At 69.9% G+C, this 16,260-nt stretch carries 13 protein-coding genes; 8 read left to right on the plus strand and 5 right to left on the minus strand.

What is annotated here, in order from left to right; translation table 11 throughout:
* Positions 1 to 94: 94 nt before the first annotated feature.
* The 3 genes from ACFTE1_RS06695 to ACFTE1_RS06705 are packed head-to-tail and all read right to left on the minus strand — an operon-like array spanning position 95 to position 4,001.
* Positions 95 to 1,054 carry a hypothetical protein gene (locus ACFTE1_RS06695; protein ID WP_380625568.1) on the minus strand — a complete coding sequence of 320 codons (960 nt, stop codon included), beginning with the start codon at positions 1,052 to 1,054 and terminating at the stop codon, positions 95 to 97.
* Entirely contained in the window at positions 1,051 to 2,259 is a 1,209-nt protein-coding gene (locus ACFTE1_RS06700; RefSeq protein ID WP_380625570.1) for an MFS transporter, read from the minus strand. Before ACFTE1_RS06700 ends, ACFTE1_RS06695 begins: the two co-directional genes overlap by 4 nt.
* Before the next feature lie 47 nt (positions 2,260 to 2,306).
* Complete coding sequence (locus ACFTE1_RS06705; protein ID WP_380625573.1) at positions 2,307 to 4,001, minus strand: discoidin domain-containing protein; 1,695 nt, start codon at positions 3,999 to 4,001, stop codon at positions 2,307 to 2,309.
* A 173-nt stretch (positions 4,002 to 4,174) separates the two neighbouring features.
* Here ACFTE1_RS06705 and ACFTE1_RS06710 point away from each other — a divergent pair, with 173 nt between their 5' ends.
* Together ACFTE1_RS06710 and ACFTE1_RS06715 are read left to right on the plus strand one after the other, a co-directional pair.
* Positions 4,175 to 5,422 carry a family 4 glycosyl hydrolase gene (locus ACFTE1_RS06710; RefSeq protein WP_380625576.1) on the plus strand — a complete coding sequence of 416 codons (1,248 nt, stop codon included), beginning with the start codon at positions 4,175 to 4,177 and terminating at the stop codon, positions 5,420 to 5,422.
* Entirely contained in the window at positions 5,419 to 6,429 is a 1,011-nt protein-coding gene (locus ACFTE1_RS06715) for an N-acetylglucosamine kinase (protein WP_380625818.1), read from the plus strand. The genes ACFTE1_RS06710 and ACFTE1_RS06715 overlap by 4 nt, the downstream gene beginning before the upstream one ends.
* Here the strand turns inward: ACFTE1_RS06715 and ACFTE1_RS06720 are convergent.
* Positions 6,423 to 7,601, minus strand: a complete 1,179-nt coding sequence (locus ACFTE1_RS06720) for an ROK family transcriptional regulator (protein WP_380625578.1) — start codon at positions 7,599 to 7,601, stop codon at positions 6,423 to 6,425. The genes ACFTE1_RS06715 and ACFTE1_RS06720 overlap by 7 nt on opposite strands.
* Before the next feature lie 209 nt (positions 7,602 to 7,810).
* Between ACFTE1_RS06720 and ACFTE1_RS06725 the strand changes: the two genes are divergently transcribed.
* From ACFTE1_RS06725 to ACFTE1_RS06750, 6 genes are all read left to right on the plus strand, one after another.
* Entirely contained in the window at positions 7,811 to 9,535 is a 1,725-nt protein-coding gene (locus tag ACFTE1_RS06725; RefSeq protein WP_380625581.1) for an ABC transporter substrate-binding protein, read from the plus strand.
* 2 nt (positions 9,536 to 9,537) lie between these two features.
* Positions 9,538 to 10,545, plus strand: coding sequence for an ABC transporter permease (locus tag ACFTE1_RS06730; RefSeq protein WP_380625583.1), 1,008 nt, complete (start codon positions 9,538 to 9,540; stop codon positions 10,543 to 10,545).
* A complete protein-coding gene (locus ACFTE1_RS06735) occupies positions 10,542 to 11,399 on the plus strand; it encodes an ABC transporter permease (protein WP_380625586.1) in 858 nt (285 codons plus the stop codon). The genes ACFTE1_RS06730 and ACFTE1_RS06735 overlap by 4 nt, the downstream gene beginning before the upstream one ends.
* Positions 11,396 to 12,385 carry an ABC transporter ATP-binding protein gene (locus ACFTE1_RS06740; RefSeq protein WP_380625589.1) on the plus strand — a complete coding sequence of 330 codons (990 nt, stop codon included), beginning with the start codon at positions 11,396 to 11,398 and terminating at the stop codon, positions 12,383 to 12,385. Before ACFTE1_RS06735 ends, ACFTE1_RS06740 begins: the two co-directional genes overlap by 4 nt.
* Entirely contained in the window at positions 12,375 to 13,166 is a 792-nt protein-coding gene (locus ACFTE1_RS06745; RefSeq protein ID WP_380625592.1) for an ABC transporter ATP-binding protein, read from the plus strand. The genes ACFTE1_RS06740 and ACFTE1_RS06745 overlap by 11 nt, the downstream gene beginning before the upstream one ends.
* A gap of 92 nt (positions 13,167 to 13,258) precedes the next feature.
* A complete protein-coding gene (locus ACFTE1_RS06750) occupies positions 13,259 to 14,635 on the plus strand; it encodes a cellulase family glycosylhydrolase (protein ID WP_380625594.1) in 1,377 nt (458 codons plus the stop codon).
* Positions 14,636 to 14,692: 57 nt separating this feature from the next.
* Here ACFTE1_RS06750 and ACFTE1_RS06755 read toward each other — a convergent pair whose 3' ends face one another.
* Entirely contained in the window at positions 14,693 to 16,024 is a 1,332-nt protein-coding gene (locus ACFTE1_RS06755; protein ID WP_380625596.1) for a metallophosphoesterase, read from the minus strand.
* Positions 16,025 to 16,260: the final 236 nt, after the last annotated feature.

Consider the following 16,260-nt stretch of genomic DNA (forward strand, 5'->3'; position numbering starts at 1 on the left):
CAATGGCGGGTGGGGACAGCCCTACCGAAAGACGCCTTGGTGACGGCCGGCGGTCCGAAGCCCTGATCCCCCGGTGCGTTGAGCCGCGCAGGCCTCATCCGTTGTCCGGCTCATTGACAACGGCGGGGGATGAGGCGTCCTCGGCCAGCACCTCGGGCGGGGCGGAGCCGTCGGCGGGGACGGACCACAGATCGCCGTCCAGCCCGTAGGAGAGGGTGTCGTCATCGATCCACAGCGCCTGGTCGTCGATGCCGTCGGTGCCGGGAATCCCGGTCTCCCGGCCGGTTTCGAGGTCGAGGACGGCCAGACGCCACGGCTTGGCTCCGTTGCCGGTCTTCTTCTTGAACGCGACCCGGGTCCCGTCCGGGGACAGGGAGGGGCACTCGACGTTGTCGCGCAGGTCCTCGGCCGTCCAGCGGTCGAAGTCGCCCCGCACGAGGTGCGTCCGCCCACCGGTGGACACCGTGGCGTAGAAGGTGTTGTCATCTTCCGCGAACGTGACGCCCCAGTAGTTGACGTCGGCGGCGTGGTGCCGTTCCCCGTCGAGGTAGAGCTGGAGCGTCTCGACGTTGACGATGAGACGGCCGGTCTCTAGATCGAGGATCGAGGTGCGGGTGGAGAAGTCCCCGTCCGCGTAGGAGTCGCCGACGACGAACGTCGTCCAGGACACCATCCGGCCGGAGGCTGAGACCCGGGCGCGGTTGGCGACCCCGGCGACCTCGGCGCGGTCCAGTTCGGTGCCGTCGGACGCAGTGACGACGGCTTCGACGGTGGGCACCAAGCCCGGCGCCGCGGACAGGCATACGCCGACGCCGCCGTCGGCATGGAACCGATCGCAGCTCAGGCCGACCGGCCGGCGCTCGCCTGCCGGATCGTCGAGGCCGGTGCCGACCACTTGGCCGTCGTCGATGAAGTAGAGTCCGGGCTGGTCGAAGCGGACCCGGTCAGCGGTCAGCGACGCCGGGGCGTCGCGAGCGTGGAGCACGTAGACAACGGCCATGGTCGCGAGCGCGACGGCGGCCGCGAGGGCGGTCAGTGCTTTTCGGCGCGTCATGAGGTCCTCCGGTTCTTCGTCTTTCGGGCCACCAGGGCCAGTGCGGTGGCGAGGAGGGCCGCCGAGGCGAGGACGGCCGGGGTCTCGCCCCACCACAGCCACATCGATCCGAAGAGGACCGACCCGGCCATACGGGCGAGTGCCTGCGATGACTGGACGAGCGCGATCCCGCTGCCGCGCACGGACTCGGGGAACACCGGTCCGGCCAGTGCCATGAGGACCCCGTCGGTGGCCGCGTAGCTGACGCCCAGGATGAGGGGCACGGCTATGAGGAGCAGGAGGTGGTCGGAGGTGAGGGCCAGTAGTCCGTAGGCGGCCAGGAGGACGGCGTGTCCGGCCAGGAAAAGCCTCCACCGTCCGACGCGGTCGGCCAGGTGTCCTAGGGGGACGGCCAGGAGGAGGTAGGCGGCGGCGGTGCCGAGGGGGAGCAGCGGGTAGTACTCGGCCGCGAGGTCGGCGCGGCGGGCCATGATCAGGTAGAGGAAGTTGTCCCCGATGGCGACTAGCGCGAGGAGGCCGGCGACCGCGCACAGGCGTCCGGCGCCGGGGGTGCGGAGTGCGAGCCGCAGGGAGGGCTTCTGTCGCCGGGAGGGCTCGCGCCGGTTCGAGACGAACAGGGTCAGGAGGATGACGCCGAACGCGGCGAAGCAGAAGCTGGTCACGAAGACCGCGTCGAAGGAGTTGCCGGTGTTCCAGAGGACGGCGAAGGCGATGAGGGGGCCGAGGAGCGCGCCGCAGACGTCCATGGCGCGGTGCGTGCCGAACGCCGCTCCGAGCCGGTGTGGCGGGGCGGATAGGGAGATCAGGGCGTCGCGCGGGGCCGTCCTGATGCCCTTGCCGACGCGGTCGGCGGCGATCACCCCGGCCAGGAGGGGGATGGATGAGCCGGCGGCGAGGAGCCCGAGTTTGGAGCAGGCAGAGAGTCCGTAGCCGGTTCCGGCGACGAGCTTGTACTTCTGCTTCCGGTCGGCGGCGTGTCCGCCGGCGACGCGGACGAGGGCGGTGACTCCGTTGTAGACGCCGTCCACCAGGCCGAACTGCAGCGGGCTGAGGCCCAGTCCGACGACGAGGTAGAGGGGCAGGACGGAGGTGACCATCTCGGCGGAGACGTCGGTGACGAGGCTGACCGATCCGAGCGCGAGGACGTTGCCGGAGACGAAGCCCAGGCGCGAGTTCGAGGACCGGGCCGTCGTGGATATGTACATGGAGGTCCCTTCGGGCGGGGGCCGCCGCGCGGCGGCCCCCGTCGTGGTCAGTGGCAGGTGTACTCGGGCGAGCTGTCGATGACGTCGCCGGTGTGATCGACGTAGTCCCAGGAGTAGCCGTCGGGGGTGAAGTCGAGTTTCACGACGCCGAAGCTGCCGCTGATCCTGAACTCGCTGTTGGGCTGCGGGTTCTCGATGTCGTAGGGGTGGGCCCCGCCCATGCCTCCGACGATCTGCACGATCCCGTCGGGGTCGTGGTCGCCGTGGGCGTTCTGCGGGGCGAACCGCTCATAGTGGTGGTCGTGTCCGTTGAGGACGAGGTCGGCGTCGTAGTCCAGCAGGCGGTCCCAGACCGGTCGGCTGACGGGGTCGTTGCCGTGGCCGCCGGAGCTGTAGAGCGGGTGGTGCCAGTAGGCGGCGACGCAGCTCTGGGAGTTGGCGGCCAGGTCGGCCTCGAGCCAGGCGATCTGGTCGGGGTCGTCGAAGATGTTGGAGTCGAGGGCGATGAAGTGCCAGTTGCCGACGTCGTAGCTGTACCAGGTCTCGCCTTCGGGTGTGGCGGTGGATCCGAAGTACTCCTTGTAGCCGACTTCGAATCCGGCCGGGTCGTAGGATTCGTGGTTGCCCGGCGTGGGCTTGACGACGGGGTTGAACCGGCCCCAGGTGGTGTCGTAGTAGTTCTGGAAGTCCTCCAGGCGGGCGTCGTCGTACTGGTTGTCGCCCATGGTGATGACGAAGTCGGGGTCGATCGCGCGGGCGCGGTCGGCCGTCTTGGGGTGGACGCAGGAGCTCGAACTCGCGGTGCACTGCTCGGCGATGTCGCCGGCGGCGACGGCGGTGAAGGACTCCTGGGGAGGCGAGCCGGCGGAGAGGGAGAGTCGGTCGACGTTCGGTCCGCCGTCGGAGGTGGTCGCGGTGGCGCGGACGGTGTGGGTGCCGGGATCGAGGTTCACGGTCACCGAGGAGGCCCGCCAGGTCGACCAGGATCCTGTGCCGGGGAACGGAAGGGCGGAGTCGACGACGGTTCCGTCCACGGCGATCCGCATGGGGCGGTCGGTCTTTCCGTTCGCGTACCTGAACCGCAGGTCGTGGTCGCGGGACTCGCCGACGGTCACGGTCCACTCGACGTAGGAGCCGATGGTGTTGTCGTAGTTGACGAACCCGGTACCGGTGTAGCCAGAGTGGTCGGAGTCGACCCGTCCGGAGCCTATGCGGGCGTCTTCGGCCTGGTAGTCGGAGGGGGCGCGGGACTGGCCGTAGACCTCGAACTCCCACAGGGAGTAGCCGTAGGCGGTGCCGCGTTCGGTGCCGACGACGCGGACGTACCGTGCCGTGCCGGCGGCCGAGGTGATGTCCTCGACGCCCCCGGTGCCGCCGGAGGCGGTGTAGGCGGTGGTCCATACGGTGCCGTCGGGGGAGAACTCGACGCGGTAGGAGGCGGCGTAGGCCGCTTCCCAGTTCAGCCGGAGGCGGGTCACGTCGGCCGCGGCGCCGAGGTCGACCTGGATCCACTGCGGGTCGGAGCCCTCGGCGCTGGCCCAGCGGGTGGACGGGTCGCCGTCGACGGCCAGGTCCGGAGTGAGGGCGGAGTCCTCGATGGATGACGCGGACGCCGGTTTGCCCTGGGACAGCAGGGTCTCCTCGGCCGCCCATCCGAGATCGGACGTCGTGAGCGCCGTGGCCAGGCCGACGGCGATCGCGGACAGGAGCGCTGTGGAGCGCCTGATTCGTTGGAGTCGCATGATCCTCCCATCAATGGTTAGTGAGAATAACTTACTATTAAGGGGATCGTACAAGCCGCATAGTCGTGAGTCAATATGATCGGGCGGCGTTGACGGATATTAGTTAGTTAGATAACCTATCTATTATTGTCCGGGCGAACTCCCGGCCCGGACCCCCAGACGAGAGGAAACGCATGAAGATCGCCGTCATCGGTGGCGGTTCCACCTACACCCCCGAACTCGCCGAGGGAATCGGTGCCGCCGCCGAGCTCGGAGTCGACGAGATCGCACTGGTCGACCCCGACGAAGCGAAACTCGAAAGGATCGGACCGCTCGCGCGCCGAATCCTTCGCCGGCACGGGCACCCGGCCCGGCTGGAGTGGACCTCCGACCTCGACCGGGGCGTCGACGGCGCCTCGGTAGTGCTGCTGCAGCTGCGCGTCGGAGGCCAGCGGGCCCGCATGGCCGACGAGGCCTTCCCGGTCGAGCGCGGCTGCGTCGGCCAGGAGACCACGGGGGCGGGAGGACTGGCCAAAGCTCTGCGCACTATCCCGGTCGCCCTGGACATCGCCGACCGCGTGCGGCGCCGGGCCGCCCCCGGCGCCTGGATCGTCGACTTCACCAACCCGGTCGGCATGGTCACCCGGGCCCTGCTCGACGAGGGGCACCGGGCGGTGGGCCTGTGCAACGTGGCCATCGGCTTCCACCGGCGCTTCAGCGGACTGCTCGGCTGCGACCCCGCCGAACTCGAACTCGACCACATCGGACTCAACCACCTGACCTGGGAGACCGCGGTCCGGCTGCGCGGCCGCGATGTGCTTCCAGGGCTGCTGGAACGGCACCGCGCCGACATCGCCGACGAGGTCGACCTGGCGCGCGAGACCTTCGCCGACGGCGCCGTGCCCTCCTACTACCTGCGCTACTACTACGCGCACGACGCCGAAGTCGAGCGGCTCCGCCGAGAACCCTCGCGCGGAGAAGAGGTCGCCGCGATCGAGGCCGACCTCTGGCGCCTCTACGCCGACCCCGCACTGGACCGCAAGCCCGACCTGCTCTCGCAACGGGGAGGAGCCTACTACTCGGAGGCCGCGGTGGCGCTGGTCCGCTCACTGGCCACCGAGGACGGGTCGGTCCACGCGGTGAACGTCCGGAACCGGGGACTCCTGCCGTACCTGCCCGACGAGGCTGTGGTCGAAACGTCGGCCCGAGTCGGATCGCAGATCACGCCGACCGTCGAACACCCGCTCGGACCCCGCCAAAGAGGACTCGTCTCGGCGGTCGCCGCCTACGAGGAGCTCGGCGTCGAGGCCGCCGTCCACGGCGGCGCGCACCGAGTCTACGAGGCGCTCCTGGCCCACCCGCTGATCGGCCAGCACGACCTCGCGGACGCGCTGACCCGCCGACTCATCGCGACCGGACGGGAGCACCTGCCTTGGGCGTGAAGGGAAACCGGGCGTTCATCGCGATCGACGGCGGGAACTCCAAGACCGACGTCGTCGCCGCCACCGACGACGGCCGCGTCCACGCCTACGTGCGCGGCGGAACCTCCTCACCGCACCGGCTCGGCTACGCCGGATCCGTCGACTACCTCGCCAAACTCATCGAGACCGCCCGCTCCGAGGCCCGCTGGGACGCGGCGAAGCCGGTGGAACGGGTCGAGGCCCTCCTGGCCGGGGCCGACCTGCCCGTCGAGATAGACCGCCTCGGGTCCGACGCGCGCTCGCGGAAATGGGCCCGCCGCGTACGGATCGACAATGACACGTTCGCCCTTCTGCGGGCGGGAACCGGCGACCGGAACGCCGTCGCCGTCGTCTGCGGTGCCGGGATGAACTCCGTGGGGCGCAATGATAACGGTGATCTGTCCAGGTTCCCGGCCCTCGGGCCCACGACCGGGGACTGGGGCGGCGGCGAGGACCTCGCCGACTCCGTCCTCTACCACGCCGTCCGATCCGAGGACGGGCGCGGGCCCTCCACGGCCCTGGCCGAGGCGGTGAGGAGCCGCTTCGCGACCGCCTCGGCGGAGGAGGCCGCCATCGGAGTCCACCTCGGCGAGATCGACCGCGAGAGCCTGCACACCTTGGTGCCGTTGCTCTTCGACGCGGCGGCGAACGGGGACGGGGTCGCCCTTCGGATCGTGGAACGGCAGGCCGAGGAGATCGCGGCGATGGTCCGGGTGTCGGCTCGGCGTCTCGGGCTGGAAGGCCGCGGTTTCACTGTCGTCGGCGGGGGAGGAGTGCTCCGGTCCCGGCCGCCCGTGCTGCACGACGAAGTCCGCGAGCGACTTTCGGCTGACCACCCTCGGGCGGAGTACGTCAGCCTGGGGTGCGCCCCGGTGGTCGGCGCGGCGTGGTCCGCATTGGACGCCCTCTTGGGAAGGACGACGGGGCCGGCCCATCGGCGGTTGGCCGCCGAGACGGCCGAGCGCGTCCCGCTCCCCGTCGACTACTGACCGTCGGCCGGCGACGTGTCGAGGAGGCGGGCCTTGAGGTCGGCGTAGGCCGAGTCCAGCGTCCCGATCGCGACCGGGTCGCCTTCCACCGCGGAGGGAACGACGCGCTCGCCGAAGCGTCCTGAGGCGGTCCGCACGTGTTCGGCCAGGGCCTCCCCTCCGGCGGAGGCGACCTCGCCGGCCAGGACGATCCGGGGCGGGTCGATCAGGCAGCCCAGCAGGCGGACGGCGGACGCCACCCGGGCGGCGTACTCCTCCAGGAAGGGCCGGGTTCCGTCCTCGACCGCCGCGGCCATGACCGCCGCGGCGGTCGCGCCTTCGACGCCGTGCGTGCGACCGAGTTCGATGAGCGCGGGCGCGCCGATCCAGTGTTGGAACGTCGGGTCGTCCGGCCCGGAACGGTCGGCGAAGGCCGGCACGTAGCCCAGTTCGCCTGCGGCGCCGTGTTCTCCGGTGAGCAGTCCCTGTCCGAGGTCGATGCCGACTCCGATTCCCTCGCCTCCAAGCCAGAGCACGGCCAGCCCTCCGGCGGCGTCCGGGTCGCGCCGTTCGGCGACCGTGGCGGCGTTGACGTCGTTGTGGATCTGAATGGAGGCGTCGAGGCCCTCGGCCAGCGCGGTGCGCAACCGCGCTTCGGGCAGTCCGGGGATGTCGGCGTAGGAGATGGTGTCGGTGTGAGGATCGTGCGCTCCGGGGACGGCCAGGTGGAAGGCGCCGATCCTGTCGAGGTCGATGCCCGCCTCGGAGGCCGTCTCGGACAACAGGTCGAGCACCGCCCGGTCGACGGCGACGGCTCCGAAGTCCACTTCGGTGCTCGCCGAGACGCGTTCGCGTCCTTTGAGGTCGCTGACGGCGACGGTGAGCCCGTCGGGTTCGCGCAGGGTCGCGGCGGCGGCGAAGGCGTAGTCGGCGTTGACCGTGTAGACCTCGGCCTTGGGCCCGACCTGTTTGGCGGTGGCGCGGCCGGCGGTGACGGCTAGCCCGGACTCCAAGAGCCTCAGCATGACCTGGGAGGCGGTGGGTTTGGCCAGTCCGGTGAGCTTGCGCAGCTCCACCCGGGTGAGGGTGTCGTTCTCCAGCAGGTGGTAGAGCGCGGCGCGCTCGTTGATGGTGCGCAGCAGGTGCGCCGAGCCGGAGGGGGCCGGGCTGGCCGGACGGCCGGTGGTCTGCATGGGTGTCCTTCTTCCGTTGCGCGTGGTGGCCGCCGCTGCGGGAAAGTGCGTCGCCCTGATCTTGACAGGCGGATCCGGTGAGTATACTATCAGCGCTTATAGTTAGTCATGTTATCTAACTATTATATCCGCGGGCCGTGCCCGACACGCGCGACGCCCGACCGACACCGGCGGCCCCTCGCCGGCCGCCCCGAACAAGGGACTCCCACATGACGAACACCAGCAGCGGCCCCACCCGCCGGACCGTCCTCGGCACCTCGGCCGGGATCGGCACCGCGGGCCTCCTCGCGGCCTGCACCGGCAGCGCCGGGGGCGCCGACCGCGCGACCACGCTCTACACCACCGGACTCCAGGACGGCGAACCCTCCAACTTCAACCCGCTCGGCTGGACCGGCGCCTGGCCGGTCGGCAACTACATGGTCTACCTCTACGAGACCCTCCTCAACTTCGATCCGCTCACCGGAGAGGCCGAACCCCTTCTCGCCGAGAGCCTCTCCTGGGACGGCGCCGTCGCCACCGCGACCCTCCACGAAGGAACAACCTGGCAGGACGGCAAACCGCTCACCAGCGCCGACGTCGTAGCCACCTTCGGGCTCGCCGACCGGAACGAGGGCGTCTCCTACGGCGACGTGTGGACCTACGTCGAGTCCATAGAGGCCGTCGACGACCGCACCGTCGCCTTCGCGCTCGACCCCGCCGACCCGCAGCGGCTGCGCCTGACGGATCTCCTGTGCTTCACCTACATCCTCCCCTCGCACATCTGGGACGCCCTGGACGACGAAGAGCTCCTCGACCACCCCAACCTCGAACCCCTCGGCTCGGGCCCCTACCGGCTCGACTCCCACAGCCACCAGGACATCACCCTCGCCCGCCACGACGACTACTGGGGCAACGCCGTCCACGGACAGCCCAACCCGCTCACCATCGTCCACACCGTCTACGAAGGCAACGACGCCGCCAACCTCTCCTTCCAGAACGGCGACGTCGACATGTCCGCCCACTTCCTCCCGCGCGTCAACCGCCTCTGGCAGGACCGGGGCATGCCCGTCAAGACCTGGGACGACAAGGCCCCCTACCACCTGCCCGGCTCCATTCCCATGCTGATCCTCAACTGCGCCTCCGGGCCCCTGGCCGACCCGCGCGTCCGCCGGGCCCTCGCCCACGCCGTCGACTACGCCAAGATCGCCGAGAGCGCCATGGCCGGCATGAGCGACCCCGCCCGGGCAAGCCTCATCCTCCCCGAAGGCGCCGAGGCCGAGTACTTCGACGCGACGGCCGCCGACGCCGGCTGGACCTACGACCCCGGCGAGGTCTCCCGACTCCTGGAGGAAGAACTCGGAGCCGCCCGGGGCGACGACGGCATATACGTACTCGGCGACGGCACCCGCCTGGGCCCCTTCACCGCCGCCACCCCGCAAGGCTGGTCCGACTGGAACGCGGCCCTCGACATCGCCGCCACCACCGCCACCGAGGCCGGGATCGAGGTCGTCACCGAGTTCTCCGACTGGTCCGAGGTCAACGACAACCTCGCCAACGGCCGCTTCGACATGGTGCTGTGGTACGTCTCCGACGTCGCCCCCTCCAGCCCGTGGTCGCGGATCCGCGACATCCTCGACGACCGCGACGTTCCGCCGGCCGGCGAGACCGCCTTCTGGAACTTCGGCCGCTTCCACCACGAATCCGTCGCCGAACTCCTCGACGAGGCCGCCACCGCCGAAGACGCCGACGGGCGCAGAGCCGCCTACGCCCCGCTGGACGACCTCTTCCGAGACCAGGCCCCGGCTCTCCCGCTCATGTACCGGCCGCTCGAGTTCTACCAGGTCAACGAGAAGAACTGGACCGGATTCCCCACCAAGGACGACCCCTACTGCGCCCCCATGCAGGGCATGACCGGCGTCCGCATGCTCTCGCGCATCACCCCGGTCCAAGGCTAGCCATGGCTCTCCTCTCGCACCTGTCGCGCAAACTCGGCTGGTACACGGCCGCCTTCGCGGCCGCGCTCGCCCTCAACTTCTTCCTCCCGCGCATGCTCCCCGGCAACCCGGTCGACGCCCTGGTCTCCGCCGCGCTCGGACGCGGCGCCTCCAGCGAGGCCAAGCAACGCGTCTACGAGACCTACATCCACGAGTTCGGCCTCGACCAGAGCCTGTGGAGCCAGTTCCTCACCTACGCCGGCAACGTGCTGCAGGGCGACTTCGGCACCTCCTTCAGCCGCTACCCGGCCGAGGTCTCGACGATGGTGGCCGACGCGCTGCCGTGGACGCTGATGCTGCAGCTTCCGGCCGTCCTTCTCGGATGGATCATCGGGAACCTCATCGGCGCGATCGCCGCCTACAAGCGCGGCGCGATGGACCGGGGCGTCTACCTCTCCAGCCTCTTCCTCTCCGCCGCACCGTACTACTGCCTGGCCGTGCTGCTCCTGTACGGGCTTGCCGTGGCGCTGCCGCTCTTCCCCGCCGGCGGCGGATGGTCCTTCGGACTCCGGCCCGAGTGGTCGGGGGCGTTCATCGCCGACGCCGTCTCGCACTGGTTCCTGCCGTTCCTGTCGCTCCTGCTCGTCTTCATCGGCGGCCAGGCGATCGGCATGCGGTCCATGGCCGTCTACGAGATCGACGCCGACTACGTCGCCTTCGCCAGAAGCTTCGACCTGCCCGACAGGAAGGTCATCGGATACGTCTTCCGCAACGGCATGCTCCCGCAGATCACCGGGCTGGCGCTCGCCGTCGGCACGATGGTCGGCGGGGCGCTCCTGACGGAGATCGTCTTCTCGTATCCGGGAATCGGGACCCTGCTGTACGACGCGATCCTCAGCAAGGACTACCCGGTCATCCAGGCGGTCACCCTCCTGGTCCTGGTCGTGGTCCTCGTGGCCAACCTCCTGGTCGACATCCTCTACGGACTCATCGATCCGCGCATCCGCGCGGCGGAGAAAGGAGAGCGTTGAACACTCTCAGAAGCCTCCCGGCGAGGTTCCACGCCGCTTCGGCGGTATTCCTCGCCATCGCCCTCGCCGGCCTGATCGGCCCTCTGGCGGCGTCCAGCGCCCCCACCGAACTGCTCGGAACCTCCTTCACCCCGCCCGGAGCCGACTTCCTGCTCGGCACCGACCACCTCGGACGGTCGATCGGGGTGCAACTGGTCCACGGCGTCCGCACCTCGCTCTATATCGGACTGCTGGCGGGCCTGACCGGGACCGCCATCGGCGTCGTGGTCGGCACCGCCGCCGGCTACCGCGGCGGCGTCGTCGACGAACTGCTGATGGGGCTGACCAACATCATGATCACCGTCCCCTCTATCATCGTGCTCCTGCTGTTGTCGATCAGCCTCGACACCCGGTCGGTCACCGTGATGGGACTGTGCATCGGAGCGGTCTCCTGGCCCTGGACGGCCCGAGCCGTCCGCGCCCAGATCACCAGCCTCCGCGAGCGCGAACACGTCGACATCGCCCGCCTCTCCGGCGAGCGCGCCGTCCGCGTCATCGGCGTCGAACTGCTGCCCTACATGCTCTCCTACATCGTGATGGCCTTCGTGATCCAGCTCTACGGGGCGATCCTGGCCGAGGCGGCCCTCAGCCTCCTCGGACTCGGCCCCACCGGGACCTCCTCCCTCGGCATGATGCTCCACTGGGCCATCGCCTGGGAGTCCGTCCGCGGCGGCCAGTGGTGGGTGTTCGCGACCCCGACACTGTTCATCACCGCCATCACCTTTTCCCTCCTGCTGGTCCAGTCCAGCCTCGACTCCGTGTTCAACCCGAGACTCCGCAACCCGCGCCCGCGCGGACGGAAGGCGGCCGCATGACACTCGCGAGCATCCGGGGCCTGGCGGCCCACTACGACACGGGCGAGGGCCGCCATCACGCCCTCGACGGCGTCGGACTCGACGTCGAACCCGGGCAGATCACCGGGATCGTGGGCGAGTCCGGCTGCGGCAAGTCCACACTGGCGTCCGTGCTGTCGCTCAACCCGAAGCCGTCCCTGCGAGTCGACGCGGGCGCCATGACCGTGGCCGGCACCGCGATCGACCTCACCGCCATCGAATCGCACCGGAGCCTGCGCGGAGGCACGGTCGCCCTTCTCCCGCAGGGGGCCCTCAACGCGCTGAACCCGACTCGGCGCGTCGGCTCCGTGGCGCACGACATCCTCGCGGTGGGGGACAAGCGGATCAAACGCGCGGAGTCCGAGGCGCGCACCGCCGCCCGCCTCGCAGAGCTCGACCTTCCCTCCAGAGTCCTGCGCGCCTACCCGCACCAGCTCTCCGGAGGGATGCGGCAGCGGACGGTCGCGGCCCTGGCGACGTTGCGCGATCCGCGCCTGCTGGTGGCCGACGAGCCCTCCTCGGCCCTCGACGTCTCCTCCCAACGCCTGCTGATGGGCCTGCTGCGCCGCCTGGTGTCCGAAGGACTGGTCGACGCGATCGTGCTCATCACCCACGACGTGGCGCTGCTGTCCGAACTGGCCGACCGCATCGCGGTCATGTACGCGGGCCGAGTCGTCGAACAGGCTCCCGCGCGGACCCTGGTGGACCGGCCCCGGCACCCGTACTCGAGGGCGCTGCTTGCCTCGGTGCTGGCGCCGGAGCCGGGGACACGGGGGCGCCGGCTGGCGGGGATCCCCGGATCGCCTCCGGACCTGCGCCTCCGCATTCCCGGGTGCCCCTTCGAGCCACGTTGCGCAGATGCGGTGGAGCGGTGCCGGACGGAGCGGCCCCCGCGGTCCCGGTCCGAAGGGGCGGCCAGCGACTGTTGGCTGCACGCCCCGGCGAAGGAGGCCGCCGATGTCCGCTGAGAATCCGTTGCTGCGCGCCGAAGGTCTGACGAAGGTGTTCGGGAAGGGCCGGAACGCCGTCCGAGCCGTCGACGGCGTGGACCTCGCGATCGCGCCCGGCGAAGTGGTGGCCCTGGTGGGCCAGAGCGGATCGGGCAAGAGCACGCTCGGCCGCATGCTGCTGCGCCTGCTCGACCCAACCGAGGGCCGCGTCGCCTTCGAGGGCCGCGACGTGACCGGCGTCCGCGGCGCGTCCCGGCGCGAGTACTGGCGCCACGTCCAGGCGGTGTTCCAGGATCCCTTCGCCGCCTTCCACCAGTACCGCCGAGTCGGATCCACCCTGGCGGCCGCGGGGCGGCTCCTCGGCCCCGGCGACCGTGCCGCCGACATCGCCGGGGCGCTCGAGGACGTGGGACTGGAGCCGGAGCGCACCGTGTCCAAACGCCCCCACGAACTCTCCGGGGGACAGCTCCAGCGGGCCATGATCGCCCGGGCGCTGATGCTGCGGCCGCGCCTGCTGGTAGCCGACGAGGCCACGTCCATGCTGGACGCCTCGGTGCGCGTGACGGTCCTGAACCTCCTGGCGGACCTGCGGGACGAGCGGGACATGTCGGTGCTGTTCGTGACCCACGACCTGGGGCAGGCGTACTACCTGGCCGACAGGATCCTGGTCATGTTCCGGGGCCGGATCGTGGAGTCCGGAACCGCCGAGCAGATCGTGGCCGAACCCCGGCACGACTACAGCCGCTCGCTGCTGGCGGACGTGCCGAAGCTCCATCCCCCGGAGGGAGCGAAAAATTAGAAAAATCGGCATGAATCGATTGACTCTGCCGCTGGAGCCCTCTACTGTCATAAATAAATAGTCATACTATCTAACTATTAAAGGAGGGTCCCATGCACCCGTCCCGACGACCGAAACGGCTCGCAGGGTTGATGGCCGTGCTCGGCACGGCACTCGCGCTCGCGCTGCTCGGCCACGGCATCGCCGTGGGAGGAGTCCCCGACGACGAGCCCGCCACGGCGGCCGCCTCGCCGGTCGCAGAGCACGGCAGACTCGACGTCTGCGGCACCAAACTCTGCGACTCCGCCGGAACACCCGTGCAGTTGCGCGGCATGAGCACCCACGGCCTCCAGTGGTTCTCCCAGTGCGTCAACGACGCCTCGCTCGACGCCCTCGCCACCGACTGGCGCGCCGACATCGTGCGCCTGTCCATGTACATCCAGGAAGGGGGATACGAGGACGACCCCGCCGGATTCACCGAGCGGATGCACGGCCTGATCGACGACGCCACCGCCCGCGGCATGTACGTCATCGTCGACTGGCACATGCTAGACCCCGGCGACCCGCACTACAACCTCGAGGCCGCCAAGACGTTCTTCGGCGAGATCGCCGCCGAGCACGGCGGCCAGGACAATATCTTCTACGAGGTCGCCAACGAGCCCAACGGCGTCGAATGGCCGCGGATCAAGTCCTACCACGAGGAGATCATCCCCGTGATCCGGCGGCACGACTCCGACGGCGTCATCCTGCTCGGCACCGCCGACTGGTCGTCGCTCGGCGTCTCCGGCGGCTCCGACGAGCAGGAGGTCGTCGACGACCCGGTCGACGCCTCGAACATCATGTACACCTTCCACTTCTACGCCGCCTCCCACCGCGAGGAGTACCTCGGCGCGCTCTCCCGCGCGGCCGACAGCATCCCGGTGTTCGTCACCGAGTTCGGCACCCAGGACTACGCCGGCGAAGGGGCGAACGACTTCGCCATGTCCCAGCGCTACCTCGACCTCATGGAGTCCGAGGACATCAGCTGGGTGAACTGGAACTTCTCCGACGACCACCGCTCCGGCGCCGTGTTCGAGCCCGGAACCTGCCCGGACGGGCCCTACTCCGGCACCACCCGTCTGAAGGAGGCCGGCGAGTGGATCCGTGACCGCATCAGGGAGGACCGAGGCTCGGACGACCCGGGCGAACCGCCGACGGGCGAGTGCACGGCCGAGATCACCGTCGTGGACGAGTGGAGCTCCGGCTGGAGCGGCGACGTCTCCGTCACCGCCGGAGAGGACAACCTGACCGGCTGGACGGTCACCTGGGACTGGCCCGACGGGCAGGCGGTGTCCAGCCACTGGAACGCCGACCTGTCCGAAAGCGGGTCGACCGTGACGGCTTCGGACGTCGGCTGGAACGGCGACATCGCCGCGGGCGAGACCGTCAACGCCTTCGGCTTCGTCGCCGACGGCGACAGCGCGGCCCCGACCGTCGAGTGCGGCGCCTGATCCACTCCGCGACAAAGCAGGGCCCGCGCCGCTGAACCGGCGGCGCGGGCCCTGTCGTCAAGCTCCGGGCGACCGCAACGTGACCACGGCGATCTCCGGGGGAGCGCCGATCCGCAAGGGCGGTCCGCTGGTGCCCACACCGTTGGTCACGTACAGGCGGGTCCCGTCGTATCGATCGAGACCGTCGACCTGGATATTGGACATGGCGGCGGAGAAGTGGTTGGGCCACATCTGGCCGCCGTGGGAGTGGCCGGACAGCTGGAGGTCGACGCTCCAGTCCATCGCGTGCCGGACGATGTCGGGTTGGTGGGCGAGGAGGACGGAGGCGCGGTCGGGGTCCCTTCCGCCCAGGGCCCGCGACAGGTCGGGACCGACCTCACCCTCGAGCTGCCGTTTCTGGACGGCGAGGTCGTTGACCCCGGCGAGGTCGAAGCCGGGCAGTTCGACCCGCTGATTGGGAAGCGGCATGACCCCGAGGTCCGCTACGCGGTCGATCCACTGCTGCGCACCCACATAGTGCTCGTGGTTGCCGGTGACGAAATAGGAGCCGTCGCGCGCGGCCAAGCCCGCCAACGGCTCAGTGGCCGATTCGAGCTGCTCGACGGAGTTGTTCACGAGGTCTCCGACCACGGCGATCATGTCCGGGGAGGTTCCGTTGACCTGTTCCACGATCCGGCGGCAGAACTCCCGGCCGCGGAAGGCACCGAGCTCGAGGTCCCCGACGACGGCGATGCGGTAGCCGTCGGCGGAGGCGGGAAGACGGTCGACCGGTATCTCGAGCGTTCTGACGCGCGGCTTCGACCAGGCCTCGTACGAACCGTACCCGACCGTCGCGGACGTCGCCCCCACCGTGCCGATGGCGATGGCGCGGGAGATGACGGTGCGACGCGGCAGTCCGGGCGGGGCCTCGGCTTCGGTCTCGGAGCCGGTACCGGGAGTGGAGGCCGATTCGGGGGCGGGTTCGCGATCCGCCTCGGCCGAGCTCGTGTCCGTGACGGTGTCTTTGTGCGCGCGTGCGGCTTCGGGCTCCGTCTCGGGTTGGGTCCGGGCGTTCGCCGGCTCCCGTCCGCCCCTTCGGTTCCACCACCATCGCAGCGGTTCGGCGAGCACCAGGAGTGCCAGCAGATAGATGACGAACCCGAACCACAGGTGGCCGGGCCAGCCGACGGCCTTCTGCAGCCACATCGGCGCCTCGGAGGGGACCAGCAGGCGTGCGGCCAGGCCCAGGATGAGGAGCAGCGCCAAAGCGGCGGTGGCGCAACGCCGGGCCGCCGATCCCTTGGGGAGCGTCGTGGCGACCAGGCGGTGCCAGATGTAGAGGTGGAGAACGGCGAAACCGGCCGTCACGGCGGTGAGGCGGAGAATGAACCAGAAGTACTCGGAGGTCAAGGGGGAACCTAGCGTCGGGGTCGGGATGCGTACTGACTATACCCGCCCTTGCGTTCCGGGTATCGTGGCGGAGACGGCGAATCGGGAACTCGGCGCCGTCGTGGAAGAGCTCTAGATGTTTTCGTCCACGTCGAACCGGGGGTTTCAGCATCTGCGGCTTACACCCCGTCTAGGCTGTGTTCGAGTCGGTCGAAACCGAACGACGGCTCATCGGCAAGCACGAAAATGGAAGTCGT

The organism is Salininema proteolyticum, from assembly GCF_042685645.1.
GTDB lineage: Bacteria > Actinomycetota > Actinomycetes > Mycobacteriales > Micromonosporaceae > Salininema > Salininema proteolyticum.

Excerpts from the sequence above, each read along its gene's own strand:
- ACFTE1_RS06695 (WP_380625568.1), bottom strand. The coding sequence starts at position 1,054 with ATGACGCGCCGAAAAGCACTGACCGCCCTCGCGGCCGCCGTCGCGCTC.
- ACFTE1_RS06700 (WP_380625570.1), bottom strand. The coding sequence starts at position 2,259 with ATGTACATATCCACGACGGCCCGGTCCTCGAACTCGCGCCTGGGCTTC.
- ACFTE1_RS06705 (WP_380625573.1), bottom strand. The coding sequence starts at position 4,001 with ATGCGACTCCAACGAATCAGGCGCTCCACAGCGCTCCTGTCCGCGATC.
- ACFTE1_RS06710 (WP_380625576.1), top strand. The coding sequence starts at position 4,175 with ATGAAGATCGCCGTCATCGGTGGCGGTTCCACCTACACCCCCGAACTC.
- ACFTE1_RS06720 (WP_380625578.1), bottom strand. The coding sequence starts at position 7,601 with ATGCAGACCACCGGCCGTCCGGCCAGCCCGGCCCCCTCCGGCTCGGCG.
- ACFTE1_RS06725 (WP_380625581.1), top strand. The coding sequence starts at position 7,811 with ATGACGAACACCAGCAGCGGCCCCACCCGCCGGACCGTCCTCGGCACC.
- ACFTE1_RS06730 (WP_380625583.1), top strand. The coding sequence starts at position 9,538 with ATGGCTCTCCTCTCGCACCTGTCGCGCAAACTCGGCTGGTACACGGCC.
- ACFTE1_RS06740 (WP_380625589.1), top strand. The coding sequence starts at position 11,396 with ATGACACTCGCGAGCATCCGGGGCCTGGCGGCCCACTACGACACGGGC.
- ACFTE1_RS06745 (WP_380625592.1), top strand. The coding sequence starts at position 12,375 with ATGTCCGCTGAGAATCCGTTGCTGCGCGCCGAAGGTCTGACGAAGGTG.
- ACFTE1_RS06750 (WP_380625594.1), top strand. The coding sequence starts at position 13,259 with ATGCACCCGTCCCGACGACCGAAACGGCTCGCAGGGTTGATGGCCGTG.